Annotated in this window: 12 protein-coding genes; 3 read left to right on the top strand and 9 right to left on the bottom strand. The window is 64.6% G+C overall.

The window, feature by feature from the left end; translation table 11 throughout:
• Positions 1-661 precede the first annotated feature (661 nt).
• From treY to AWB76_RS10775, 9 genes are all read right to left on the bottom strand, one after another.
• Positions 662-3598, bottom strand: coding sequence for a malto-oligosyltrehalose synthase (treY, locus tag AWB76_RS10815; RefSeq protein WP_061160127.1), 2937 nt, complete (start codon positions 3596-3598; stop codon positions 662-664).
• Entirely contained in the window at positions 3595-5754 is a 2160-nt protein-coding gene (gene malQ, locus AWB76_RS10810) for a 4-alpha-glucanotransferase (protein WP_061160195.1), read from the bottom strand. The genes treY and malQ overlap by 4 nt, the downstream gene beginning before the upstream one ends.
• Positions 5755-5795: 41 nt before the next feature.
• Positions 5796-7694, bottom strand: a complete 1899-nt coding sequence (treZ, locus tag AWB76_RS10805) for a malto-oligosyltrehalose trehalohydrolase (RefSeq protein WP_061160126.1) — start codon at positions 7692-7694, stop codon at positions 5796-5798.
• A 47-nt stretch (positions 7695-7741) separates the two neighbouring features.
• The gene (glgX, locus tag AWB76_RS10800; protein ID WP_061160125.1) at positions 7742-9967 is read right to left on the bottom strand and encodes a glycogen debranching protein GlgX; all 2226 of its coding nucleotides are present in this window, start codon (positions 9965-9967) and stop codon (positions 7742-7744) included.
• Positions 9968-10678: 711 nt separating this feature from the next.
• A complete protein-coding gene (gene glgB, locus AWB76_RS10795) occupies positions 10679-12904 on the bottom strand; it encodes a 1,4-alpha-glucan branching protein GlgB (RefSeq protein WP_061160124.1) in 2226 nt (741 codons plus the stop codon).
• Complete coding sequence (treS, locus tag AWB76_RS10790) at positions 12891-16277, bottom strand: maltose alpha-D-glucosyltransferase (protein WP_096031279.1); 3387 nt, start codon at positions 16275-16277, stop codon at positions 12891-12893. The genes glgB and treS overlap by 14 nt, the downstream gene beginning before the upstream one ends.
• Before the next feature lie 92 nt (positions 16278-16369).
• Entirely contained in the window at positions 16370-19774 is a 3405-nt protein-coding gene (locus AWB76_RS10785; RefSeq protein WP_063936325.1) for a maltotransferase domain-containing protein, read from the bottom strand.
• 348 nt (positions 19775-20122) lie between these two features.
• The gene (glgA, locus tag AWB76_RS10780; RefSeq protein WP_061160122.1) at positions 20123-21772 is read right to left on the bottom strand and encodes a glycogen synthase GlgA; all 1650 of its coding nucleotides are present in this window, start codon (positions 21770-21772) and stop codon (positions 20123-20125) included.
• Positions 21773-22064: 292 nt separating this feature from the next.
• Entirely contained in the window at positions 22065-22721 is a 657-nt protein-coding gene (locus AWB76_RS10775) for a DUF1345 domain-containing protein (RefSeq protein WP_061160121.1), read from the bottom strand.
• 85 nt (positions 22722-22806) lie between these two features.
• Between AWB76_RS10775 and AWB76_RS10770 the strand changes: the two genes are divergently transcribed.
• Genes AWB76_RS10770 through AWB76_RS10760 form a run of 3 tightly spaced genes read left to right on the top strand, consistent with a single transcriptional unit; the run spans position 22807 to position 26138 of the window.
• Positions 22807-23289: a sugar dehydrogenase complex small subunit gene (locus AWB76_RS10770; RefSeq protein WP_061160120.1), complete on the top strand. Its 483-nt coding sequence runs from the start codon at positions 22807-22809 to the stop codon at positions 23287-23289.
• Between the two features lie 36 nt (positions 23290-23325).
• A complete protein-coding gene (locus AWB76_RS10765) occupies positions 23326-24921 on the top strand; it encodes a GMC family oxidoreductase (RefSeq protein ID WP_061160119.1) in 1596 nt (531 codons plus the stop codon).
• Positions 24918-26138 (top strand): c-type cytochrome, encoded by a 1221-nt coding sequence (locus AWB76_RS10760; protein ID WP_061160118.1) that lies wholly within the window; start codon positions 24918-24920, stop codon positions 26136-26138. Before AWB76_RS10765 ends, AWB76_RS10760 begins: the two co-directional genes overlap by 4 nt.
• Positions 26139-26272: the final 134 nt, after the last annotated feature.

Genomic DNA, 26272 nt, shown 5'->3' with positions numbered 1-26272 from the left:
TTTTTGGTTTCGCCGGATCCCGGTTTCTTAGTGGTTTATTAGCACTGCCCCTGTGCGGGGCGGCAGTCACTTTCTTTGCTGCTGCAAAGAAAGTAACCAAAGAAAGCAGCTCGAAACGCCCGCGGTCACACGTAGTTTGGGTAGTTCTCTCGTCCCCGGCGGCACTCGCCTAAAGAGTGCCCTCATCACAATCACCGGGCTTGGCTCGCGCACGGTCTGCCGCCCAAAACCGTTCAGCGCGCTGGTTCAGCACGAAATGGCTCCGGCCCGCTTCGCGGCCGATGGGTCAATCGGGTCCGCGCGCGCTTCTGCCAACACTTCCATCTCACTGCGCGTGCCGCACGTTGGTTTCCCTTGCATACCCTGCGGCAGCGCGCAGCGCTGTGCCGGAACTCTTTCGTGCTGGTCCAGCGCCTTCAAACGACTAGCTTGTCAGACCGTGCGCGAGCCAAGCCCGGTTAGTCCTTCGAGGGCACTCTTTAGGCGAGGGCCGCCGAGGACGAGAGAACTACTCAAACTACGTGTGACCGCGGGCCTGAAAAGCTGCTTTCTTTGGTTACTTTCTTTGCAGCAGCAAAGAAAGTGACTGCCGCCCCGCACAGGGGCATTGCAAATAGACCAACAACAAAACAGGATTCCATAGAAGCGCAAGCGCAAGAAATCAAACCGCAGGCACACCCTCTTCAACGAGTAACGCCACCGGCATAACTCCTAACGCATCGCGCAAAAGCAACCGCGCCCCATCAGCCTTAGGCGCATTAGGACTAAACCAATCGAACAAAGCCCGCGAATGCAGCGCCTCGGGCAGCACGATGCACGTATCCCCCCAACGCTCAGGCTCGACAAGCGGCACATCGCGCCCAGCGTCCAGCAGCGGCTCTGCAAGCCGCGTCGCAATGGCGATCGCATACGCGCTCCCCGCATGCCGCGCATACGCGATCACCCGCCCCGCATGTTCGCCTTCCACTTCGAGCGGCAAATACTCGCCCTGAGCAAACAGCGACTCGCAATGCTTGCGCAACGCCAAAGCCCGCCGCACGACTGCGAGCTTCACCCGTCCATCGCGCCAGTTCGCCAACTGCTCCGAAGGCGGGCCTTGCTCTTCGACTTCAGTCAGCCATTTGCGACGCAATTCATAATCGACAGGCCGGCGATTGTCCGGATCGACGAGACTGAAGTCCCACAACTCCGTGCCCTGATAAAGATCCGGCACACCCGGCGATGTCAGCCGCAACAGCGTCTGCTGGAAACTATTGACCGCCCCGAGCGGCCCGAGGCGCGCCACGAACGCCGACAACTCCTGCAAAAAGCCATTGCGCCGCTGCGGCGCGACGATATCGAACAGGAAGTCCTTGCACGCGTTCTCATAGGCTTCGTCGGGCGCGAACCAGCTCGTTCGCATCTTCGATTCCCGCAGCGCCTTCAACTGCCATCCCGCGACACGTTCGGCGAGCGCCTGAACGCCCGCTTCATCGTCGGGGGCGAGCGTCGTCGGCCAGCATCCGACGAGCGTCTGATACAGCATCGCTTCGGCGGCCGGTCCGGGCGCCCAATCGTCGATGGCGCTCGTTTCGCCGTGCCCGCCGCGCGGACCGCGTCGCAACGGTGTGTTCAACATGGACCACTGCTTGAGCGTCGCGGCCCATTCATCGGGAATCTCGCTTAACGCGGCGATACGCGCGCGCACATCCTCTCCGCGCTTGTGATCGTGCGTCGCCGTGCAGAGCATCGCGTGCGGAAACGCATCCAGGCGCTCGCGATTGCCCGCGTGAAAGGCATCGACGGACAACGCGAACTCGCCTGGATCTGCGCCGACTTCATTGCGCGAAATGAGGCGTCCATAGCGATAACACGCCGTATCCTCGACGGCCTTTGCGGCCACCGGCGATGTCAGTTGCGAAAACAGCGTCTGCGCCGCGCGACGTTGCGAGCCGCTCGACGGCGGCGGATTCTGCGCGGCCTGCGCCTGATTGCGATCACGCTCGCGCTCTCGGTTACGCTCCGCCGCGCGATCCCTGTTCCGCTCCGGACGTTCGCTGCGCTCGGGCTGCGGCAACTCATCGGGCAGCTTGCCGCCGAGCCACTGCGCGACCTGATCGAGCACGACGTGATCCGCGCGCGAGAGCACGGCCCGCGCGGCTTCGAGCGCCTGCGCGAAGAAATGCTCATCCTCGGGACTGCGCACGCCGCCCACGGGATAAATGCGATACACCGGAAACTGCACGACCAGCTCCGCGACCGCGCGCCTGATCGATGTGAACGTGAAGTCGCGCGTGTTCTGCGCATCGCGTGCAATGCGATGCAGCGCGCGCGTCACGCGATCCAGCTCCGCCGACAGATTCTCCGCCAGAATCTTGCGGCGCGCGATGAGCGCTTCGTCGGCGAAACAGGCGCTCCTGCCGGTGATCTCCGCCCACAGCGCGGCAAGCGGCTCCGCGCCCGCCGGATCGTGCAGCAGCGCGCCGACATCGTTCATGAAGTCGTAGCCGGTCGTGCCATCGACCTGCCAGTCGCGACGCAACGGCTCGCCGCGCGCGAGAATCTTTTCGACGACGAAATACGTGCGCCCATTGCCATGCCGCAACGCTTCGGGCCGTTCCGCCGATAATTCTTCGAGCCGCGCGCGCAGCCGCTGGCAATACTCGCGCGGTTCGGCAAGACCATCGACGTGATCGACGCGCACGCCATCGATCAGGCCTTCGGTAAAGAGCCTGAAGACGAGCGCGTGCGATGCCTCGAACACTTCCGGCCGCTCGACGCGCACGCCGCCCAGCGTGCTGACATCGAAGAAACGCCGCCAGTTCACTTCGTCCGCGGCCGCGCGCCACCATGCAAGCCGATAATGCTGACGCTCCAGCAGCCGATGCAGCCGGTCGCGGCCCGCCGGCGTATCCGGCGAGTGCGCCGAAAGAATCGCCTCGATCGCGGCCTGGCCGCCTTCAGTCTGCGCGATGGTGATGAGCGCCGTGCGGGCATCGGCGGCGCGCGGCTGATCGGCGGGCTGCGTCGTCAGGCCGACGAAACGTTGCGCAAGCTCGGGCGCTTCCTGAAACACGGCGGGGTAATCGACCGGACAAACCGGAAACACGTTCGAGTAATACTCGATGACAAAACGCCCTTCATCCGCGCGATACCCGAGCCGGATCTTGCCGCCTTGCAACTCGTCGCCGTAGGATGCGCCGAGAAACGGCGCGAGCACCTTGCCGCGCAGCGCGGGATCGGGCGAATGCCAGTCGACGTCGAAGAAGCGCGCGTGCGCGGCATGCCGGCCCCATTCGAGAATGTCCTGCCACCACGCGTTCTCCGATCCGCCCACGCCCATGTGATTCGGCACGATATCGACGATCAGCCCCATCTCGTGCGTGCGCAGCTTCTCGACGAAGCGCCGCAATCCGTCCTCGCCGCCCAGTTCGGGGTTGACCACCGTGTAGTCCACGACGTCGTAGCCGTGCGTGGAGCCGGCGGTCGCGGTCGTGATCGGCGACACGTAGGCGTGGCTCACGCCGAGCAGCGCGAAGTAGTCGACGAGCGCGGCGGCATCGTCGAAGGTGAAGCCCTTGTGAAGCTGAAGCCTGAGCGTGGAACGCGGTACGGTCATGGTGATTCGGGTTTCGATGTGGGTTCGTTCGGTTGCACGGAGCGCGTGCGCGCGGCATCGACGGCGAGCAGGCGATCGGCGAAGGCATCGTCCAGAAAGAGTTCGTCGACGGGCCGCGCCATGCGCCTTCTCCAGTTCGGATGCTCGTCGATCGAGCCAGGCAGATTCGGCTGCTCCGCGAGCGCGAGCAAGTCTTCGAGCGGATACGTGACGAGCGGCGCGGGCGTCGCGGCGACGAAGGCGAGCGCTTCGTCGACGGGCGCGTTGTCGATATCGGGCGCGTCCACGTCATCCGGCGCGATGCCCGCATCCTGGAACGCGCGCCACAGATGCGCGCGATCCTCGCCGCGTTCCTCCAAAGCCACTTCGACGGCGTCGCGGCCATCCGCGCGCGCCATCGTCTGGCCGATCTTCGAGCGCCACACGACGTCCTCGCCGCGCCACCATCCGGTGACGGTCGGCAGATCGTGCGTCGTCGTCGTCGCCGTGACGCCGCTGTCCCATTCGCGCGGCGGCTTGAAGCCCGGGCCGTCCACTTCGCGCTCGAACCACAGCACGCGAATGCCCAGCAAGCCATGCTCCTGCAAGCGCTCGGTAAAGCCGGGCGGCACGGTGCCGAGATCCTCGCCGACCACGATCGCGCGATGCCGCCACGATTCGAGCGCGATGAGCCGCAGCATGTCGTCGAGCGGATAGCGCAGATACGCGCCGTCCTTCGCGCTTTCGCCCTCGGGCACGAGCCAGAGCCTGCGCAAGCCGAGAATGTGATCGATGCGGATGCCGCCCGCGCACTTGAACGCGCAACGCAGCATGTCGATGAACGCCGAGAAGCCTTGCGTGCGCATCGCGCGCGGCGAGAACGTCGTGAGTCCCCAGGATTGCCCGGCCTGATTGAACAGATCCGGCGGCGCGCCGACGGACACGCCCGTCAGCATTTCATCGCGATACGACCAGGCGTGGCTGCCCGCGCTGTCGCAACCGACGGCGAGATCGGCGACGAGCCCGACGGCCATGCCCGCATCGCGCGCGGCGTGTTGCGCATGCAGAAGCCCCTTCGCGGCGAGCCATTGCGTGAAGAGATAAAAGTCGACTTCGCGGCGATTCGCTTCGGCGAATTCGGCGACCGCCTCGCTGCGCGGATCGCGCAACGCTTCACTCCAGTTCTTCCAGTGGCCGACGCCGTTCTCCGCGATCTGCGCGGCCTGCAGCGCTTCGAACCGCGCATGGTCTTCGAGCGGACGTCCGCCTTGCGCGACGAATGCGGCGAAGTCCTTCGCGAAGGGCGAATCGTGGTCTTCGGAGAACGGTTCGAAGAGCGCGCGCAGAACCGCAAGACGCGCCTTCGACGCGCGGGGCCAGTCGATCAGCGTGAGTCCTTCGAGTTCGGCGAGTTCCTTCGCGACGCCTGCTTTCTCGATCGCCGCGCGCGCTGCGGGCGGGCCGAGCACCGCGGCCGGATCGACATGCGTGATGTTCAGAAAGAGCCGCGACGACGGCGAATACGGGCTGAACTTGTTCGGCTCGGCGCTGAACATCGCGTGCATCGGGCTGATCGCGACGGCATGTCCGCCGTGCTTCGCGGCTTGCGTCGCGAGCGATGCAAGCGCCGTGAAATCGCCGATGCCGGCATCGCCGTTGCGTCGCAAGCCATACACTTGCGCCGCGACGCCCCAGAGCGGCGGCGCGTTCGACGCGTCTTCATCGATGGTGCGCCACGCATCGTCGATCGTATAGCAGCGCGCGGGCGCGACCGCCAGCGTCGTGCGATGGTCGTTGATCACGAGCGTGTGATAGCCCGGCTCCGCGATCGGCGAGAGCAGCGCGGTCTCGCCTTTGGGCGACGTGAAACGCCCGTCGATCACTTCGCCGCTTTCCAGCTCGATGCGATAGCGCGCGCCCTGTTTCGCCGCCGACACCGGCAGCGCGATGCCGCGATCCACTTCGGCGGTGATGAGCGGCGGCAGCTTGCGCCCGCTCATTTCGGCATCGACGGCGGCCATGCTCTGCTTGATCTGCGTCGCGTTGGCGCACGGCAGGCCGAGCTTTTCGAGCAGAATGCGCAGCGTCGTTTCCGGCACGCGCTGCATGGTCTTGTGCGCGTTCTGCCATTCGATCTCGAAGCCCGCGCGTTGCGCGAGCGCCTCGATGCTGCTCATGGGACGCGCGGCGCCCGGCTGGGGCGTTTTCGTCGCGGCGCTCACGAGACTTTTCCTTCCGCCGATGACGGCTCGAAGCGGCGCGCATCGTGCGCAATCGCATACTCGTTCACATCGCCGGTGAGCCACGCGAGGAACGTGCGGCCGCCGAGCTCGCCGTCACGCGCGCGATCCTGCGCGCGCGCCGGCGTCTCGAAGATGATCTTGCCCGCGGGCTGTTCCTTCAGCGCGATGCCCGTATCGCCGAGATTGAGCGCGACGGTCAGCGTCTCGCCGTCGCCGAGCTTCCAGCGCGCGACGAGCGCCTTGTCGCCGAGCACCTCCGCGCCGATCGATTTCGCGCCTTTCAGACGCGGCGTAACGAGCTTCGCGCGCACCGTCAACGCCGAACGATAGAAGTGCAGCCATTCGAGCCTGTCCACTTCGTCCTGCTTGTCGATGATCTTCGGCGACGACATCTCGAAGGTCTTCTTGTCGTTCGGATCGGGAATCTGCGCGCGGCGCTGTTCGTCGCTGAATGCGGAGAACTTCGCGAATTCCTTGCGACGGCCTTCGCGCACCGCATCGGCGAGCTGGTCGTGGTAATCGGTGAAGAAAAGGAACGGCTGCTTCGAACCATATTGCTCTTCCATGAAGAGCAGCGGAATCTGCGGCGACAGCAGCAGCAAACCCGTCGCGGCGAAGAGCGATTCGTCGTCGGTCAACGAGCGCAGGCGATCGCCCATCGCGCGATTGCCGATCTGATCGTGGTTCTGCAAGAACATCACGAAGCGCGTGGGCGGCAAATGCGCGCTCGGTTCGCCGCGCGGCTTGCCGTCGTGGATCGGCGACGGATCGCCCTGATACGCGAAGCCTTCGGTCAGAATGCGCGCGAGCTTTTCGATGGGCTTGTCGCAATACGCGCCGTAGTAGCTCTCGTCCTCGCCGGTCAGCAGCACGTGCAGCGTGTTGTGCGCGTCGTCGTTCCATTGCGCGTCGAAATGCGTTTCGAGCAGATTCGCCGTGTTGTGCTCGTTCTCCAGCACGAGATGCACATGACGGCTCGCCTCGACGGAACTGCGAATGCGATGCGCCAGCTCGCGCAGCCATTCGTCGTCGTCGATCGCGTGCACCGCGTCGAGGCGCAGGCCGTCGAAACGATATTCCTTGAGCCAATACAGGGCATTGTCGAAAAAGAAGTCGCGCACTTGCGGACGCTCGAAGTCGATCGCCGGGCCCCAGGGCGTATTCACGCCTTCGCGGAAGAAGGTTTTCGCATACGCGTGCAGATAATTGCCGTCCGGGCCGAAGTGGTTGTAGACCACATCGAGAAAGACCATCAGGCCCAGGCCGTGTGCGGTATCGACGAGCTGCTTCAGATCTTCGGGGCGGCCATACGCCGAGTCGGGCGCATAGGGCAGCACGCCGTCGTAGCCCCAGTTGCGCGTGCCGGAGAAGTCGTTGAGCGGCATCAGTTCGATGGCCGTCACGCCGAGTTGCGCGAACTCGGGAAGGCGCGCGGTGACGCCCGCGAAACCGCCCATCGCGCCGACGTGCACTTCGTAGAGCACCGTTTCTTCCCACGGACGGCCGTGCCAGTTCGTATGCGTCCAACGATACGCGCGCGGATCGACGACTTCGCTCGGGCCGTGCACGTCCTGCGGCTGAAAGCGCGAAGCGGGGTCGGGCACCGCGAGATCGTCGTCCAGGCGATATCGATACAGCGTGCCCGCGCCGCCATCGGCCTCGGCTTCGAACCATCCGTCGCCGGTCGCCTGCATGTCGATAAGCTCGGGCGCGCCGCCCGCGCGCTGGATTTCCACTTGCACGGCATCGCGCGAGGGCGCCCAGAAACGGAAACGCGTGCGCGGATTGTCGCGCACGGCGCCCGTCAGATGAGCGCCGAAAGGAAGGCAATACGCATGTTGATGCTTGTGCGGATCGATCGGACGTTCGGACATGATTTCCTGCCTGTTTTGCTGCGGTGGGCTGCGTAGGTGTCGGTGCGTCAATGAGGCGAATCGATTTCGGGGTCCCGATGCGAAGGCATCGTGCCGGGATCGGGCGGCAATGCCGTCAGAAGTCGCGGTCCCTGATGCGCGCCCGCCATCCAGACCGCCTGCCAGTCGACATCGCCGGTCGGCTCGGCCAGCATCACCACGATGCTGTGCGCAGCCAGTTCGATGTCGCTGCCGACGAGCGGCCGCGTCACGGAATCCGGCTCCGCGCTATCCATGAGCACGTTCCATTCCAAGTGCGGCGCGGGCGGCGTGAACACGAGCGCCTGCGACGACGCGTTGAACATGATCAGCAGCACGTCGATTTCGCCGTCGACACCCGGGCCTGCGCGCCGCAGCGTGAGCGCGCGGCCTTCGGGGTCCTGCCATGATTCGATCGCGAGCGCGTTGCCGCGTTCATCGAACCAGCTCACATCGTAGAGACCCGGCAGCACTTCGCGATCGCCGTAAAGGAAGCGCGTTTCGCGCAATACCGGGTAGTTTTTGCGCAGTGCAATAACTCTTGCGATGAACGCCGTCATCTCGATGCCCTGCGGACTGCGCGCCGCTGCCCAGTCGAGCCAGGAAATCTCGTTGTCCTGGCAATAGGCGTTGTTGTTGCCTTGCTGCGTGCGGCCGAATTCATCGCCGGCGAGCAGCATCGGCGTGCCGAGCGAGAGCAGCGTGGTCGCGGCCATCGAGCGGGCGAGACGCGCGCGCACGTCGAGGATCGCGGGATCGTCGGTCGGGCCTTCGACGCCCCAGTTTGCGCTGCAATTCTCGTTGTGGCCGTCGTTGTTGCCTTCCTGATTGGCTTCGTTGTGCTTGTGCGAATACGCGGTGACATCCGCGAGCGTGAAGCCGTCATGCGACGCGACGAAGTTCACCGATGCCCACGGCTTCCTGAAGCGCCGGTTGAAGAGTTCGGCGGAGCCGGTGAGACGCGCGGCGAGATCGGGACGCATGCCGGCATCGCCGCGCCAGAAACGTCGCACGCCGTCGCGATACTTGTCGTTCCATTCCGCGAAGCCTGGCGGATGATTGCCGACCTGATAACCGTCCGGCCCGATATCCCACGGCTCGGAGATGAGCTTGCGCGTGGAGAGGATCGGGTCCTGACGGACGGCATCGAAGAAGCCCGAGCCCGGATCGAAGCCGTGGCCTTCACGGCCGAGCGTGACGCCCAGATCGAAACGAAAGCCGTCGATGTTGAACGCCGTGGACCAGTAGCGCAGCGAGTCCATCACCATCTGCAGCACGCGCGGATGCGAGAGGTTCACGGTATTGCCGCAGCCGGTCTCGTTGATGTAGTGACGTTCGTCGCCGGGAATCAGGCGGTAGTAGCTTGCGTTGTCGAGGCCGCGCCACGAGACCGTCGGCCCGAGTTCGTTGCCTTCGCATGTGTGGTTGTAGACGACATCGAGAAACACTTCGATGCCTGCCGCGTGCAACTGACGCACGGCGATGCGCATTTCGTTGAGCCGATGTGTCGACAGATAGGACGGCTCGGGCGCGAAGAACGCGGCGGTGTTGTAGCCCCAGTAATTCCTGAGACCGCGTTCGACGAGAAAGCGGTCGTTGAGGAACGCATGCACCGGAAGAAATTCGACGGCGGTGATGCCGAGCTTCTGCAAGTGCTCGATGAACCACGGCGACGAGAGCGCCGCGAAGGTGCCGCGTTCGTGCTGGCGGATGTCGTTGCGCATCATCGAGGTGCCGCGCACGTGCGTTTCGTAGACGATGGTTTCGCCCCAGGGCGTATCGGGGCGCACGTCGCGCGACCAGTCGAAGGCGTCGTCGGTGACGATGCATTTGGGCATCGCCGGTGCGGAGTCGCGGCGGTCCATCGACATGTCGAGCCGGTTCGAATGCACGCGATAGCCGAAGAGGGCGTCGGACCATCGCCAGGGACCGACGAGCTTTTTCGCGTACGGATCGAGCAGCAGCTTGTGCGGATTGAAGCGATGACCGTGCTGCGGCTGATACGGACCGTGCGCGCGAAAACCGTAGACGGTGCCGGGGTGCGCGCCGGGCAGATAACCGTGCCAGATTTCATCGGTACACTCGGGCAGGTCGAAACGCATCAGTTCCTTGCGGCCGGTGCTGTCGAAGAGACATACCTCGATGCGGTGAGCATTGGACGAGAACACCGCGAAGTTGACGCCGAGACCGTCCCAGTTGGCTCCGAGCGGGTAGGGTGCGCCCGGGAGCAACTTGTCGGGGAGTGCATTTGCCATGTTGGCGCATCCTCTTTGGGGTTTTTTTGCCTTTTTTGCCGGCGGGCTGTTGCTTCGGTTAGTGTATGTGCGTTTTTTTGCTGATGCTTTTGTGTCGCTGGGTCCCGTTTTCGTGTTGGTCTATTAGCGCTGCCCCTGTGCGGGGCGGCAGTCACTTTCTTTGCTGCTGCAAAGAAAGTAACCAAAGAAAGCAGCTCGATACGCCCGCGGTCACACGTAGTTTGGGTAGTTCTCTCGTCCCCGGCGGCACTCGCCTAAAGAGTGCCCTCAAACACCCCATCGGGCTTGGCTCGCGCACGGTCTGCCACATCGCACCATTCAACAAACTGGTTCAGCACCAAATAGCACCGGCCCGCTTCGCGGCCGAGGGGTCCACCCGTTCGCACAGCGCATGCGAACCAATGGTTTCCCTTGCAGACCCGGCGGCAGCGCGTAGCGCGGTGCCGGAACTCTTTCGCGCTGAACCAGCGCCCTAGAATGACTAGCTAGTCGGACCGTGCGCGATCCAAGTCCGGTTAGTTCTTCGAGGGCACTCTTTAGGCGAGTGCCGCCTGGGACGAGAGGACTACCCAAATTGCGTGTGACCGCGGGCCTGAACGAGCTGCTTTCTTTGGTTACTTTCTTTGCAGCAGCAAAGAAAGTGACTGCCGCCCCGCACAGGGGCAGTGCTAATAGACCAACACGAAACCGGGATCCGGCGAAAAATAAACATCAATCCGCCCGCAAAACAATGGTCGCCAAGGGAGGAAGAGTCAAAGCAGCTGACTGCTCCCGCCCATGACTAGGATAGTCATCCGTATGAATCACGCCGCCATTCCCCATATTCGACCCGCCATAAACGGAGGCATCGGAGTTAAAGACTTCGCTCCACCGCCCGCGCCGCGGCAACCCTATGCGATAGGCCAAACGAGGCACCGGCGTCATATTGCACACGACCACAAGATCATGCCCTTCGGCATCCGTCCGCCGATACGCATAAACGCTATTCGCATTGTCATCCCCGATGATCCACTCGAAGCCGCGCGAATCGCTATCGAGCTTATGCAGCGCAGGCTCGCTCGTATAGAGATGATTCAGGTCACGCACGAGCTTCTGCAACCCGCCATGCAGCGAGTCATCGAGCAAATGCCAATGCGGTGATTCATCGTGATTGAACTCGGCGAACTGCCCGAACTCCCCGCCCATGAACAACAGCTTCTTGCCCGGATGCGTCCACATGAAGCCGAAATACGCGCGCAGATTGGCAAACTTCTGCCACCGGTCGCCCGGCATCTTGTTGATCAACGACCCTTTGCCATGCACGACTTCATCGTGCGACAAAGGCAGCACGAACCGCTCGGAATACGCATACACCATCCCGAACGTATACAGATGATGGTGATACTGCCGATACACCGGATCTTCCTGCATGTAATGCAGCGTGTCGTGCATCCAGCCCATGTTCCACTTGAAATCGAACCCGAGTCCGCCGTTCTCCACGCTCGCCGTCACGCCCGGCCATGCAGTCGATTCCTCCGCCACCGTGATCGCGCCGGGAATCTGCCGCACTTCATGATTCAGCCGCTTCAGAAACGCGATCGATTCCAGATTCTCGCGCCCGCCATGAATGTTCGGCACCCACTCGCCGGCCTTGCGCGAATAGTCGCGATACAGCATCGACGCGACCGCATCGACACGCAATCCATCGACGTGATAACGCTTCAGCCACGCCAGCCCCGATGCGATCAGGAACGCGCTCACCTCGTTGCGGCCGAGGTTGTAGATCATCGTGTTCCAGTCCTGGTGATAGCCTTCGCGCGGGTCCGCGTGTTCATACAACGGCGTGCCGTCGAATTGCACCAAGCCGTGCGCATCGTTCGGAAAGTGCGCCGGCACCCAGTCGATGATCACGCCAAGCCCTGCCTCATGCGCGCGATTCACGAACTCCGCGAACTGCTCCGGCGTGCCGAAGCGCGCGGACGGCGCGAACTGCCCAAGCGGCTGATAACCCCACGAACCGCCGAACGGATGCTCCGCGATCGGCATGAATTCCAGATGCGTGAAGCCCATGCCCTTCGCATAGGGAATCAGGCGCTCGGCAAGCTCGTGCCAATTCATGCCGCGATTGTCTTCTTCGGTCACGCGCAACCACGATTCGGCATGCGCCTCGTAAATCGTGATCGGCGATTGCGCCGTCTGCTTGCCGCCGCGCGTGGTCATCCATTCCGCATCGGTCCAGGCATAGTGATCGATGGCATCCGCATCCGCGACGACCGATGCCGTCGACGGCGGCTTCTCGCTCTGCATCGCGCAGGGATCGGCCTTGAGCGGCAGCGTGTGGCCGTCGCGCGTGACGATCTCGTACTTGTAGCGCGTGCCCGCGCCGATGCCCGGAATGAACAGCTCCCACACGCCCGAGCCATGACGCAGGCGCATCGGATGACGGCGGCCATCCCACGTGTTGAAGTCGCCGACCACCGACACGCGCCGCGCATTCGGCGCCCACACCGCGAAGCGCACGCCCGCGACGTTGCCGTGCGTGACCGGCCGCGAACCGAGGCATTCGAGCACCGCATACGGGTCCGCGTGCGAGAGGCGCGTGAGCGCGTCGTCGGTGAGCACGGGGCCGAACGAATATGTGTCGTGCGTTTCCTGCGGCGTGCCGTGCCAGTCGATCTGCAGACGATACGCCGCCGGCCTCGTGACGAAGCCCGCGTAAAGCCCCGCATCGTGGATACGCGCGAGCGAGCCGAGATGCTCGCCGTTGCCCGCATCCGCGACACTCACCGACGACGCGCCCGGCAGAAACACGCGCACGATGTGCCCCAGATCGGTTTCGTGCAGACCGAGCATCGAGAACGCGTCGGGATGACGGGCCTCGACGAGTGCGTCGATGTCGAGCGGATTGAGTCCGTGCGCCGGATTCCTGGTATCCGCCGGATCGCTACGATTGTTCATGGTGGGTTCCATCCGGATTGTCCTTGGTTGCTCCGAACGTGGGTCGCGTGCCGGGCGCGGGCGGCTCGCCCGTGTCTCCCAGCAGGCGGCTCGCGAGCGACGCGAGACCCCGCAACGGAAGGCCGATCCAGGTCGGCCGGTTCGCTGCTTCGTAGCGGATTTCGTAAGCGGCCTTCTCGATCAGGAAGAGATCGAGCAGCGGTTGGAATACGCCTTCGGCCGCGATCGTTTCAGGCGACGTTGCGATCGCCTCCGTGTACTCCCGCAAGAAGCTCTCCTCGGCGAACGCGCGCATCCGCTCGAACAGCGCGCGCTTGCGATCCGCCGTTTGCGCGGGCGCGTTCTCCGTCGTCGATTGCGCCGCCGCGCTCGCATACGACAGCGAGCGCAGCAGGCCCGCGACGTCGCGCAGCGGACTCGTCTTCTTGCGGCGCTCGTCGAGCGGGCGCGCAGGCTCACCTTCGAAGTCGATGAGATACGCATCGCCCTGCGCCATCAGCACCTGGCCGAGATGGAAGTCGCCGTGGATGCGGATGCGCAGCGCATCGGCATCGGGCGCGACGAGTTGCTTCACGGTATCGACGAGCATCTCGCGACGATCGAGCAGGCTTTGCGCGAGGAAACGGTCGTGCTCGTTGAACTCGCCGATCTTCTGCGCCAGGATGTCGAGCGCCGATTCGAGCAGCTTCAGCGTGCCGTCGATCCAGCCCTTGACGTCCTCGGCGCTCGCGCGTTGCGGGGAGAAGGCTTCGTCGTCGGTCGGCGATGCGAGCGCCACGTGCAACTCGCCGAGCCGCTTGCCGATGATGCCCGCGATATTGCCGTAGCCCGCGAAGCCTTCCGCTTGCGCATCGCGTTCCTGCGCGTGCTCTTCGGATTCCACCGCGACCGCGAGTTCGTCGACGACGCGGCGCAGATAGTCGAGCGCGTAGTTCCACGCATCGCCCTGATTGTCGATGAAGCCCTGCAGGATGATGAGCGTATGCGGCACGCCCTGCGGATCGACGCGCACGACTTCGCCATACAGCGGGCCGGTGTTCGCATAGCCGAGCTGCGTCAGATAGCGGCTCATCTCCGCTTCGGGATGAATGCCGCCGACGACACGGCGCACGAGCTTCAGCACGATCTTGTCGCCGATCACGAGCGAACTGTTGCTCTGTTCCGCTGCGAGCCAGCGAATCTCGGGCGGATCGGCGGGATAGAGATTGAGCGTGTCGAAGAGCGGCGTCGGAAGGAAGCGGATCTCGCTCTTTTGCACCGTCGGCACGACCGCGCGTTCCTTGAGCTTGCGGATCACGCCATAGGTGAATTGCGGCACCGAGAACGCATCGGTCAGATGCCCGATGTTGCGGTTGCGGCGCACGCGCGCGAGCGCGAGTTGCATGTAGAGCGGCGAGGTCGTCTCCGTGCCCCACGCGATGGACAGCGGCAGCACATAGCGCTCGCAATGATCGCCGACATCGGCTTCGATCTCGGTGAACGCGAAGCCCGCGCCTTCGATCGTCGTCAATGCGGCGAGGCGCACCGCATGCAGCTTCTGATCCTTCGATGCAAACCAGCGGCGCTTGCTCAGATAGTTCGGCAGCACTTCGGATTCGAGCAGGCGCACGTTCTCCGGCGTCGGTCCGGTCTGGCCCGCGCGAATCACCATCGTGACGAATTCGGGCAACTGCTCGGACGGCGCCTGTGCCCACGCGGGCCGCATGTTGCCCGGGCAAAGCTGGAACCACAGGAAGCCGTAGGGCGGGAAAGTCAGCAGATACGTGAGCTTGCCGATGGCCGGGAACGGCGAATCGGCGGTCATTTCGAGCGGCACGGAGCCATCGAATTCGGAGAGATCGAGTTCGACCGCTTGCGGTGCGCGCGACAGATTCGCCACGCACAGGATCGGCGGCTCGCCTTCGAGCTCGCGCAGATACGCAAGGATCTTGCGATTCGCAGGCCGCAAAAAGCGGATCGTGCCGCGTCCGAACGCATGCTTCGAGCGGCGCACCGCAAGCATCTTGCGCGTCCAGTTCAGCAGCGAATGCGGATCGCGGCTTTGCGATTCGACGTTCACCGCGTCATAGCCGTAGAGCGAGCCCATCACGGGCGGCAATACGAGTTGCTCCGGATCGGCGCGCGAGAAGCCGCCGTTGCGGTCGGACGACCATTGCATCGGCGTGCGCACGCCGTCGCGATCGCCCAAGTGGATGTTGTCGCCCATGCCGAGCTCGTCGCCGTAATAGATGACGGGCGTGCCGGGCATCGACAGCAGCAGCGAATTGATCAGTTCGATACGCCGGCGATCACGCTCCATCAGCGGCGCGAGACGCCGGCGAATGCCGAGATTCAGACGGGCGCGACGATCGCTCGCATACGTGTTCCACAAGTAATCGCGCTCGGAGTCCGTGACCATTTCGAGCGTGAGTTCGTCGTGATTGCGCAGGAAGATCGCCCATTGATTCGTTTCGGCGAGATCCGGCGTCTGACGCATGATGTCGGTGATCGGAAAGCGGTCCTCGCTCGCAATCGACATGTAGATGCGCGGCATGAGCGGGAAGTGGAACGCCATGTGGCATTCGTCTTCATCGCCGAAATATTCCTTCACGTCTTCCGGCCACTGGTTCGCTTCCGCGAGCAGCATGCGGTTCGGATACTCGGCGTCGATGGTCGCGCGAATCTTCTTGAGGATCGAGTGCGTTTCGGGCAGGTTCTCGTTGTTCGTGCCTTCGCGCTCGACGAGATACGGCACCGCGTCCAGCCGCAGCCCGTCGATGCCCATATCGAGCCAGAAGCGCATGACGGAAAGCACTTCCTTGAGGACCGCCGGATTGTCGAAGTTCAGATCGGGCTGATGCGCATAGAAGCGGTGCCAGTAGTATTGGCCCGCGACCGGATCGTGCGTCCAGTTCGAAGGCTCCGAGTCGATGAAGATGATGCGCGTTTCTTCATACTTCTTGTCGGTATCGGACCACACGTAGTAGTTGCGATGATTCGAGCCCGGCTTCGCATGACGCGCGCGCTGAAACCACGGATGCTGATCCGACGTGTGATTGATGACGAGCTCGGTGATCACGCGTATGCCGCGCGCGTGCGCTTCCTGAATGAAGCGCTTGACATCCGAGATCGTGCCGTAGTCCGGATGCACGTTGCGGTAATCGGCGATGTCGTAGCCGTCGTCGCGCCGTGGCGATGGATAGAACGGCAGCAGCCAGATCGCATCGACGCCCAGCTCCGCGATGTAGTCCAGCTTGGCAAGCAGGCCCGGAAAATCGCCGATGCCGTCGTTATTCGCATCGAAGAAAGACTTGATGTGAACCTGATAGATGATCGCGTCTTTGTACCAAAGCGGATCGTCGTTGAGAATCGACGCCTTCTTGTTGCGCTTCACCCTTGTATCCACGTTTCGCTCCAATGTCCTTATGGGCCAATGCCTGGCTATTCGCCCTTGTTATTGGTGTGCTCTCGTTCGTTGCTCAGGATTCATCCTTCTCCGGCTGGCTGCGGCTTCGGCAGGCCCCACGTCGGCGATATGCGCCAGATCGCGAAGGGCAGCGAATGCGGATCGAGCCGCACATGCTGACGCCTGCCGCGCCATTCGAATTTTTCGCCTGTCACCTGATCCTCGACCGCGATCGCATCCGACTCGTGCACGCCCCAGCGTTCGAGCGTCTGCCATGGCAGTTCGACATCGGCGCCCTGCTCGTTGAACGGATCGAGATTGATCGCGACGAGCACCACGTTGTCGCGCGATGCATTCGCCTTCTCGAAGAACAGGATGTGATCGTTATGCGCGGGCAGGAAGTTGATGCCCAGATGCGTCTGCAAGGCGGGATTCGCGCGGCGAATGCGATTGAGCGCCGTGATCTCGGTCACGATGTTGCCGGGCCGGTTCCAGTCCCACGCCTTCAGCTCGTACTTCTCGGAGTCCAGATACTCTTCGCTGTTCGGCAGCGCCGCCGATTCGCACAGCTCGAAGCCGCTATACACGCCCCACAATCCAGATAAGGTCGCGGCCAGCGCCGCGCGAATCACGAAGCCGGGGCGTCCCGAGCTTTGCAGGAAGCGCGGATTGATGTCGGGCGTATTCACGAAGAAGTTCGGGCGGAAGAATTCCTTCGCATCCGTCTGCGTGAGATCGTGCATGTACTCCAGAAAATCGCGCTTGCTCTCGCGCCACGTGAAGTACGTGTACGACTGCGAGAAACCGAGCTTTGCGAGGCGATTCATCACGCGCGGCCGTGTGAACGCCTCGGCGAGGAAGATCACATCGGGATGACGCGCGCGCACGTCGCCGATCACCCATTCCCAGAACGGAAACGGCTTCGTATGCGGGTTATCGACGCGGAAGATGCGCACGCCCGCCGCGATCCAGTGCAAAAACACGTCGCGCAGCGCGAGCCACAATTCGGGTTTCGCGTCTTTCGCGTAGAAGTCCGGATTCACGATGTCCTGATACTTCTTCGGCGGATTCTCCGCATAACGCAGCGTGCCGTCGGGACGCCACGCGAACCATGTCGGATGCTCCTTGAGCCACGGATGATCCGGCGAGCATTGCACCGCGAAGTCGAGCGCGATTTCGAGCCCGTGTTCGTGCGCGGCTTCGAGCATGCGCTTGAAGTCGTCGAGATTGCCGAGCTCGGGATGCAGCGCATCGTGGCCGCCTTCCTTGCCGCCGATCGCGTAGGGACTGCCGACATCGCCCGGCTGTGCGGTCAGCGTATTGTTCTTGCCTTTGCGATTCGCAATGCCGATTGGATGGATCGGCGGGAAATAGAGCACGTCGAAGCCCATCTCGCGGATGCGCGGCAGCTTGCCGATCACGTCGATGAACGTGCCGTGACGATTCACGTCGTCGCTCATCGAACGCGGGAAGATCTCGTACCAGCTCGCGAAGCGTGCGGCGGCGCGTTCCGAATCCACGCGATACACCACCGGATCGCGCGACAGGAACGGGCGATGCCGCGCCGCCGCCACCGCCTTCGCGGTCGCGCTCGCGAGCACGAGTTCGAGCTTGCGCGCGTCGTTGGCCTTCGTGAATTCCTTGACGATCGCTTCGAGCGGCGCGCTGTCGCTGTCGGCATCGTCGGCGGTCTTCACTTCGGCAAGGATCAGCGCGAACAGATGCTTCGCTTCCTCGACTTCGAGTTCCACCGTCTGCCCGGCCTTCAGCTTCTTCTGCATGTGATCGACGAGCGACGCGTAATCGTCGCGCCACGCCATCACGACGAACTCGTGACGGCCCACGCGCTCGAGCGGAATGCGCGTGCTCCAGAGATCGAGGCCGGCGGGCTGCACGGCGCGCATCGGCGCTTCGTGCCAGCCGGTTTCGTCGGCGGCGCGCCATTGCACGGCGGCGGCGATCTTGTCGTGACCTTCCGCGAAGATCGCGGCCTGAATTTCCACCGCCTCGCCGACGATGCGCTTCGCCGGGAAGCGCCCATGATCGACGGACGGCGTCACGCTTTCGATCGACACGCGCGGCGCGGCGATCGCCTCGGCGACGGACTTCTTGTCGGCGGCTTTCGCGCCGCGCTTCACCTGCGGCTGCGCGAGCAGGATGAACGGCTCGGCTTCCGCGCGATACAGGCGCACTTCGCCCGCCTTGAGCGTGAAGGGCGCGAGGCGCTCGGGCTTGCCCATCGTATCGTCGATGAGCGCGAAACGCGTGTAGTTGCCCGGCACCGATTCGAGCAGATGCAGTGTATCGACATGCACGGGCGCGACGAGATCGGGATTGATCACGGCGAGCACGGCGTCGTTGCTGTTGCGCAGATCGCCGCCATCGGCGCGAATGAGCGCGGCGTACGGCGTGCCCGCGCCCGTCAGCGCGCGCAGTTCGCCCACGCTCGCGAGCGTGCCGACATTGCGCTGCAACTCGTTCGCGCGCCGGATGCGCGCCGTGAGGTCGATGCGCTTCTCGTTCTTCGCGCGCTCGTACTCCGCCGCGACGCCGTATTGCGGCGACATCGGCAGGGCGACGCCGTACTCGAAGCCCATCGGCACCATGATGCCGGTGCCGAGCGCGGCGGCCGTGTCGAGGGCGCGGGTGTACGCGCGTTCGACGAGCGCCGTGTCGCTCGTATCGGCGAGATCGCTGATGAGCCGCGCGCCGAACGGGTCTTCCGGAAACGTGACCGGCGATGCGATGCGCGCGAGCGCCGCGTGCTCGTCGAAGAGCCATGCGCTCTTGAAGTCCCACCAGCGCGTCGAGGCGAACACCGCGTCGAATCCGGCATCGGCGAGACCATGCAGATCATGCCGCGTGACGCCGACGGTCCATGCGAGCCAGCGGGTCTCCAGATGCTTCTCGCGCACCGCCGCGCCGAGCCTGCGCCACACGTGCGCGGGCACCGCGTCCGGCGAATCGAAGCGAAAGCCGCCGACGCCCGCATCGGCGAGCAGGTTCAGCTCGCGCGCCCACCATTCGGTCAGATGATGCGCGGCCTCGCCATCGGCGAAGTTCGCCCAGGCGACATCGCGCTGACGCGGCGGCTTGCGCGGATCGAGGCGCGCATCGGCGCTCTCGAACGGCTGGAACCAGTGTCTGTTCTCCTGATAGAGACCGCCTTCGGCGCTCACGCGATCGATCACGATATCGACGAGCAGCGTCAGCTTGTGCTGTTTCGCCGCGTCGGCGAGCTGGCGCAGGCCGTCGGATGCGCTCGCATCGGATTCGAAGACAGGGTGCAGCCGATGATGATCCGCGACCGCCTCGCGATGCCCGTTGCTGCCGGGCACGAACGGCGAGCCGATCAGGACGTGATCGAAGCCGAGGCCGGCCGCGTGCTCGAACTGGGCGGGCCAGTTCGCGAGCGGGCCGACGAGAAGGGGATCGATGAAATAGATACGTGGCGCATACGCATGAGGAGCTTGATGGTTTTCCATCGTTCGTCTTTTCCAGAGTCGTCCTGCGGTGGCGGGGATGCGGGCATCGATCGCGATCACGCTCACGGGCCAAACTGGCTGAAGAGCTGGTCCGCGCGTCACGAATCGCGCGGACTCTCAGGCGGAACTCAGATTACACCCTGGCGCCGCTCGAATCGACGCCTGCCTGGCCGCGTTGTCGCGATGCACCGTGCATCGAGCGCTTACTGCGCTCACGGTGGGCGCCACGGTCCCCAAGTGATTTTCTTAGAGCCGCATGGGGCGGGGCAGCACGTTGCGTGCCGCGCCCGGTCGGCTACATCGAGGCACTACTATGGAACAACTGCCGGATATCTGCCGCCGGCGTGCTCAGGCAGTGCGCGCAAGCGACTGCGCGTCCTGCGCGAGCGCGGGCGTCTGCATGACATCGGCCGCGCGGCGCGCACGCAATGCGGTGCGGCTCGGACGCGCGTCGCTCAGGCCGACGTACAGTGCGACCATCGCCGTCACGGCTTCGTTCCATCCGAAATCGCACGACATCGCGTTGCGCTGCAACGCGCGCCACACTTGCGGGCGCATGTAGGCATCGAGCGCGCGGCTTGCGGCGTTGACGATATCGTCCGCGCGTTCGCCGTCGAAGAGAAAGCCGGTGGGCGCGTGCGAGGCGCGCGGCGCGGGGATCGCCGCGACCGGCATGTCGTGCGTGCCGTCGCGCAGCCAAACCGATGGACGCAGCACGTCGCGCATGCCGTGCAACTCGTTTTGCGCCGCATCGACGATCGTGTCGGCGAGACCGCCCACGCGCGATGCGACCGGCAGCGTGCCGTAACGCATCGCGTACATCTGCGTGAGGCCGCACGGCTCGAAGCGGCTGCCGTGCAGAAGAATGTCCGCGCCCGCGTGCAGTGCATGTGCGCGCCGCTCGTCATATCCGATATACACGCCCACGCGATCCGGCCATTCCTGCGCGAGCTTCCTGAACCCGGCTTCGATGTACGCCTCGCCCTTGCCGATCACCGCGAGTTGCAGACGCGGATGTCGCGCGAGTAGACGCGGCAACGCTTCGAGCGCGACATCGGCGAGCTTCTGACCGGTCATGCGGCTGCCGATCGCCATGAGCGGCGCGAACGGATCGACGGGCAGGCCGAACATGCGTTGCAGCGTGCGCTTGCAGGCGTGCTTGCCGCGCATATCGTCGAACGAATAGTTGCGTTCGATGAGCGGATCCACGGCGGGATTCCACGTTGTTTCGTCGATGCCGTTGACGACACCCGACAGCTTGCCGGCGCAGCTTTGCAGCACGCCTTCCATCAGATGACCGAAGCGCGGCGTGAGGATTTCGCGCGCGTAAGTCTGGGAGACGGTCGTGATGCGATCGGCATGCACGATGCCCGCTTTCATCAGACTCAACGCGCCGTAGAACTCGATGCTCTGCGAATCTTCGAACGCATGCACGAGCCATTTCCCGGGCACGCCGAGCGACGCACCAAGCGAGAGCGCGTAGTTGCCCTGGAATGCGAGATTGTGGATCGTGAATACGCTCTTTGCGTGCACGCCGGCGTGCTTCATGAGGAGCGGCGTGAGGCCCGTGTGCCAGTCGTGCGCGTGCACGATGTCGGGCTTCTTCACGCCGCGCACGCCCTGCGCGATCCGGACCGCGGCGGCCGACAGCGTGGCGAAGCGAATCGCATTGTCCTGATAGTCGCGGCCCTGCTCGTCCTGATACAGCCCGTCGCGCGCATAGAGCGTGTCGCAGCGCAGCAGCAGAACCGGCACGCCGGTGTCGGGCATGCGGCCGCGCAAGAGCGTCGCGTCGCCGCCGGGCAGGCCGGCGAGCGTGCCGACCTTGCTCAGGCCTTCCGCCTGGGCGATGGCGTTCGGATAGGCGGGAAGCAGGATGGTGGCATCGACGCCGGCTTCGCGCAGCGCGGCAGCATAGGCGCTGACCATGTCGCCGAGTCCGCCGGTCTTGGCGAGCGGGACGGCTTCGGATGCGACCAGCAGAACGTTCAAAGGCAAAATGGGCTCCTGTGCAAGCCGGACGCGCGGGCGGGAGGCCGCGCGTGCGAGTGCTGATCGGGTTTCTTCTGATTGGCTGGCGCATTGCAGCAATCGCTGTGCCACTGGCCGGGGACGTGTGTGCGCTGCAGCACGTTCATTTCCGCCTATGGCACGACGAGACCGCCGGCGCACGCATCCGGCAACGCGAGAAAAGGCACGAACGTGCCGCGTGTAAAACTGACAGCGGCGCGCGCCGCGTTTTTACATGGCGCGTCCGATGAGCTTATGGCGCGCGGGTGACAGCGTCGTTTCAGCCGCCGACCATGCTCGCGGCGATGTTGATCGAGAGCCCGAGCACCGCGAGATTGAAGAAGAACGACAGGACCGATTGCGCGAGCGCCGTGCGGCGCACCGACGTCGATGCAAGCGCGATGTCGGCGGTCTGCGACGCGACCGCGATGGTGAAGGAGAAGTAGAGGAAGTCCCAGTAACCCGGCTTCAGATGGCGGTCGGGAAACCTGAGCGCGGTATCGTTGTCCGGCGACTGATAATAGTGGCGCGCGTAGTGGAGCGTGAACATCGTCGGAATGAGGAACCAGGCGCCGAGCATTGTCGCGCCGGTGATCACGTAATGCAGCACCGCGCCGGCGCCCATGTGCTTCGCCGTCGACAGCTCGACGACGATCGCCACGATGCTCGCAATCGCCGCGACGCTCACGACCATCAGCACGGTCGCGGCGTTTTCGTCCTCGCGCTCGGCGAGTTCCTGCACGTCGCTCTGGCGCGCGGAGGCCATCTTCACCCAAATGAGCGCGAGGTAGAGCCACACGGCCGAGTCCCAGCCGATGAGTGCGCGCGCGGTCGGCCGCACATGCGCCGGAACCAAAGCGGCGACGACGCAACCAACCACAAGACCGATCAGCGCGCGCGGCCGGTTGCGCAGGACCGGCGGGAAAATGTGCTTCATTGGGTTTTTATCCGCATGTGAGGCAGGCATCGCCCGACGCTGCGATTATTGCTTCATTGCCTTTCAACAAGGTGAGGCGCCTCACATGACGTCGTTTGCGATGCGAAGGGGAATCATGGCGGGCGCCTGCGCATCGCTCGCGCTGGCGTTGCCGGCCTCGCGCGCCCAGCAGACGCGGGCGACCGGACTCGACGCGTTCCTCGCCGTATCGATGAAACTCACCGGCCGCGCGAGTTTCGATCCGCTGCTCGCCGAACGCGTGCACGCGGCGCTCGCCCGCAACGACGCCGGTTTCGACGCGAAGATCGCCGCGCTCGGCAAATGGCTCGCGACGCACGGCGGCACGCCGACCGACATCATCACCGCCGCGCTCGACGCCACGCGTCCCGAGCTCGCCAAAACCGTCGGCAGCGTGATGCGCGCATGGTATCTCGGCGTCGCCGGCGAGCCGCCGCATGTCGAGGTCGTTGCGTTCGAACGCGCACTGATGTTCGATCCCGTCGGCGACATGCTCACGATTCCCTCATACTGCCGCGGCGAGCCGGCCGACTGGGCGAAGAAGCCCTGAGCGCCGCGCACGCAACTCAAGACAAGGGCACGGTGCATGGCGGGTTCCACTTCGGCGGATGTCGTGGTCGTTGGATCGGGCGTGGCGGGCAGTCTCGTCGCGTATCGGCTGGCGAAAGCGGGCGCGTCGGTGATCCTGCTCGAAGCCGGGCCGCGTCTCGCGCGCTGGCAGATCGTCGAGAACTTTCGCCGCGCCGTCGACAAGCGCGATCTCTGCGCGCCGTATCCGCTGCTGCGTCATGCGCCGCGCCCCGAGCCGATGAATCCCGGCGCGTATCTGATCGATCGCGGCGCGACGCCGTATCGGCCGCAATATCTGCGGCTCGTCGGCGGCACGACGTGGCATTGGGCGGGCGCCGCGTGGCGTCTTTTGCCCTCGGACTTTCGCCTGAAGACGCTGTACGGCGTCGGGCGCGACTGGCCGTTTCCCTACGAGACGCTCGAACCCTGGTACGGTCAGGCCGAAGCGGAGCTGGGCGTGGCGGGCCCGGACATCGATCTCGGCTCGCCGCGCTCGACGCCGTATCCGATGAACGCGCTGCCGCTCTCGTGGATGGATCATCGCGTCGCCGAAGTGCTCGGCGCGCAGTCGTATCGCGTGGTGCCCGAGCCGATGGCGCGCAACAGCCGTCCGTACGACGCGCGCCCCGCGTGCTGCGGCAACAACAATTGCATGCCGATCTGCCCGATCGGCGCGCTCTACAACGGCGCGACGCACGCCGACAAGGCCGAGGGCGCGGGCGCGACGCTCATCGCGCAGGCGCTCGCGTATCGCATCGAGGCGAACGATCGCGGCGAGATCGTCGCGATTCACTGCAAGGACCCGAACGGCCTCTCGACGCGCGTGACCGGCAAGCGCTTCGTGATCGCGGCAAACGGTATCGAGACGCCGAAGCTGCTTTTAATGTCGACGTCGGCGCGCTTTCCGAAGGGCATCGCGAACGGCTCGGATCAGGTCGGGCGCAATCTGATGGATCATCCCGGCACGAGCGTCAACTTCCTCGCCAATGAAGCGTTGTGGCCGGGGCGCGGGCCGGTGGAAATGTCGTCGATCGTCGATTTCCGCGACGGGCCGTTTCGCGCGCAGCAGTCGGCGAAGAAGCTGCATCTGTCGAACGCCGCGCCGACGCTCGCCGTCACCTGGAACCTGCTCGGCAAAGGGCTGACGGGCGGCGAACTCGATCGGCAGATTCGCGAGCAATGCGCGCGCAGGCTCACGTTCGGCAGCTTTCACGAGCAACTGCCGTCGAGTGAAAATCGCGTGATGTTGTCGGCGCAGAAGGATGCGCTCGGCTTGCCGCGCCCGGAGATCGCGTATTCGATCGACGATTACGTGCGCAAAAGCGCCGCCGATACGCACGCGCAGTTCGAGCGCATCGCCGGGATTTTCGAGGGCACGGAAATCGAATACAACGATACGCCCGGCGCGAGCAGCCACATCATGGGCACGGCGATCATGGGCCGCGATGCGCGCGATTCCGTCGTCGATGCCGAATGCCGTGCGCACGATCATCCGAACCTGTTCATCGCCGGAAGCGCGGTGATGCCCGCGGGCGGCTCGGCCAACTGCACGCTGACGATCGCGGCGTTGTCGCTGCGGCTCGCCGGCACGATCGAAGCGTCACTGCGATGAGGGCGCGGCTCGCGTGCCTGATCGTCCTGCTGACGGGCGCGCTCGGCGCGGCCAACGCGCAAACCAAAATCGGGCAGGGCGACTATCTCGTGCGCGCGGGCGGCTGCATGAACTGCCACACCGCCGATCCCGCGCGGCCGTTCGCGGGCGGCCGGCCCATCACGACGCCGTTCGGCAACGTGTTCGCGCCGAACATCACGAGCGATCGCGAAACGGGCATCGGCGCATGGACCGATGCGCAGTTCATCCGCGCGATGCGCGAGGGCATCGGCAGAAACGGCGAGCGGCTTTATCCCGCGTTTCCGTACACGTCTTACACGCTGCTGTCCGACGCCGATCTCCTCGCGATGCGCGCCTTTCTCGCGACCGTGCCGCCCGTGCGCGCCGTGACGCCGCGCAACACGCTTTCGTTTCCGTTCGATCAGCGCTGGCTGATGGCGCTGTGGAATCTCGTCAACTTTTCGCGGGGACGCTTCGTGCCCGATGCGTCTAAGAGCGCGGAGTGGAATCGCGGCGCGTATCTCGTCGAAGGGCTCGGGCATTGCGGCGAGTGTCATACGCCGCGCGACTGGCTCGGCGGGCTGAAGCGCGGCGAACGTCTTGCCGGCGCGACGGTCGCGGGCTGGCAGGCGGGCAATCTGACGCCGGATCGCATCGCGGGCATCGGCGCATGGCGCGACGATGAACTGCTGCGCTTTCTGTCGACGGGCGCCGCGCCTGGCCGCGCCTACGCGCTCGGACCGATGGCCGAAGTCGTCGCGACGAGCACGCAGTATCTGACGCCCGCCGATCTGCGCGCGACGATCGCGTATCTGCGCACCGTTCCGCCGATCGCGGTGAAGGACGCGCGCGCGCCGGCGAGCTTCGGCCGGGCGGCGCGCGTGGACGTCACATCGATCGATTCGGAAGGCGCGCGGCTCTACGCGAACGCGTGCGCCAGTTGCCACGGTGTGACGGGCGAGGGCGGCAAGGTGTTTCCATCGCTCGTGCATGACGGCGTGACCGGCGCGCTCGGCACGGCGACGACGCGCAATCTCGTCCTCGTCATCCTGCGCGGCGTGAACCGGCCGACGCGCGATGCGCACGCGCTGATGCCCGCGTTCGCCGCGGAGTTCACGGACGAGCAGATCGCCGTTCTGAGCAATTACGTGACGCGCCACTTCGGCGATCCACGCGCCACGATCGATGCAAAAACGGTCCACTCGTTGCGGCAATAGCTGCTGTCCTGATCGGCGTAAGCTGCATTTTTTACGCGCGGGACAGGCGCGCCGGTAACGCCGCTGTAACGAGTGTCGTGGCGGCTTGCGTATTGCTTGCAAAAGCGATCCACCCCTCACACGGCGTCATTGAG

It is taken from the genome of Caballeronia temeraria (assembly GCF_001544795.2).
GTDB lineage: Bacteria > Pseudomonadota > Gammaproteobacteria > Burkholderiales > Burkholderiaceae > Caballeronia > Caballeronia temeraria.
Note: the sequence above shows the minus strand (reverse complement) of the source record. Positions and strands in the feature narration are given on the sequence as shown.

Coding starts and splice junctions, on each gene's coding strand:
- treY (WP_061160127.1), bottom strand. CDS start 3,598: ATGACCGTACCGCGTTCCACGCTCAGGCTTCAGCTTCACAAGGGCTTC.
- malQ (WP_061160195.1), bottom strand. CDS start 5,754: ATGAGCAGCATCGAGGCGCTCGCGCAACGCGCGGGCTTCGAGATCGAA.
- treZ (WP_061160126.1), bottom strand. CDS start 7,694: ATGTCCGAACGTCCGATCGATCCGCACAAGCATCAACATGCGTATTGC.
- glgX (WP_061160125.1), bottom strand. CDS start 9,967: ATGGCAAATGCACTCCCCGACAAGTTGCTCCCGGGCGCACCCTACCCG.
- glgB (WP_061160124.1), bottom strand. CDS start 12,904: ATGAACAATCGTAGCGATCCGGCGGATACCAGGAATCCGGCGCACGGA.
- AWB76_RS10785 (WP_063936325.1), bottom strand. CDS start 19,774: ATGGAAAACCATCAAGCTCCTCATGCGTATGCGCCACGTATCTATTTC.
- AWB76_RS10775 (WP_061160121.1), bottom strand. CDS start 22,721: ATGAAGCACATTTTCCCGCCGGTCCTGCGCAACCGGCCGCGCGCGCTG.
- AWB76_RS10770 (WP_061160120.1), top strand. CDS start 22,807: ATGACGTCGTTTGCGATGCGAAGGGGAATCATGGCGGGCGCCTGCGCA.
- AWB76_RS10765 (WP_061160119.1), top strand. CDS start 23,326: ATGGCGGGTTCCACTTCGGCGGATGTCGTGGTCGTTGGATCGGGCGTG.
- AWB76_RS10760 (WP_061160118.1), top strand. CDS start 24,918: ATGAGGGCGCGGCTCGCGTGCCTGATCGTCCTGCTGACGGGCGCGCTC.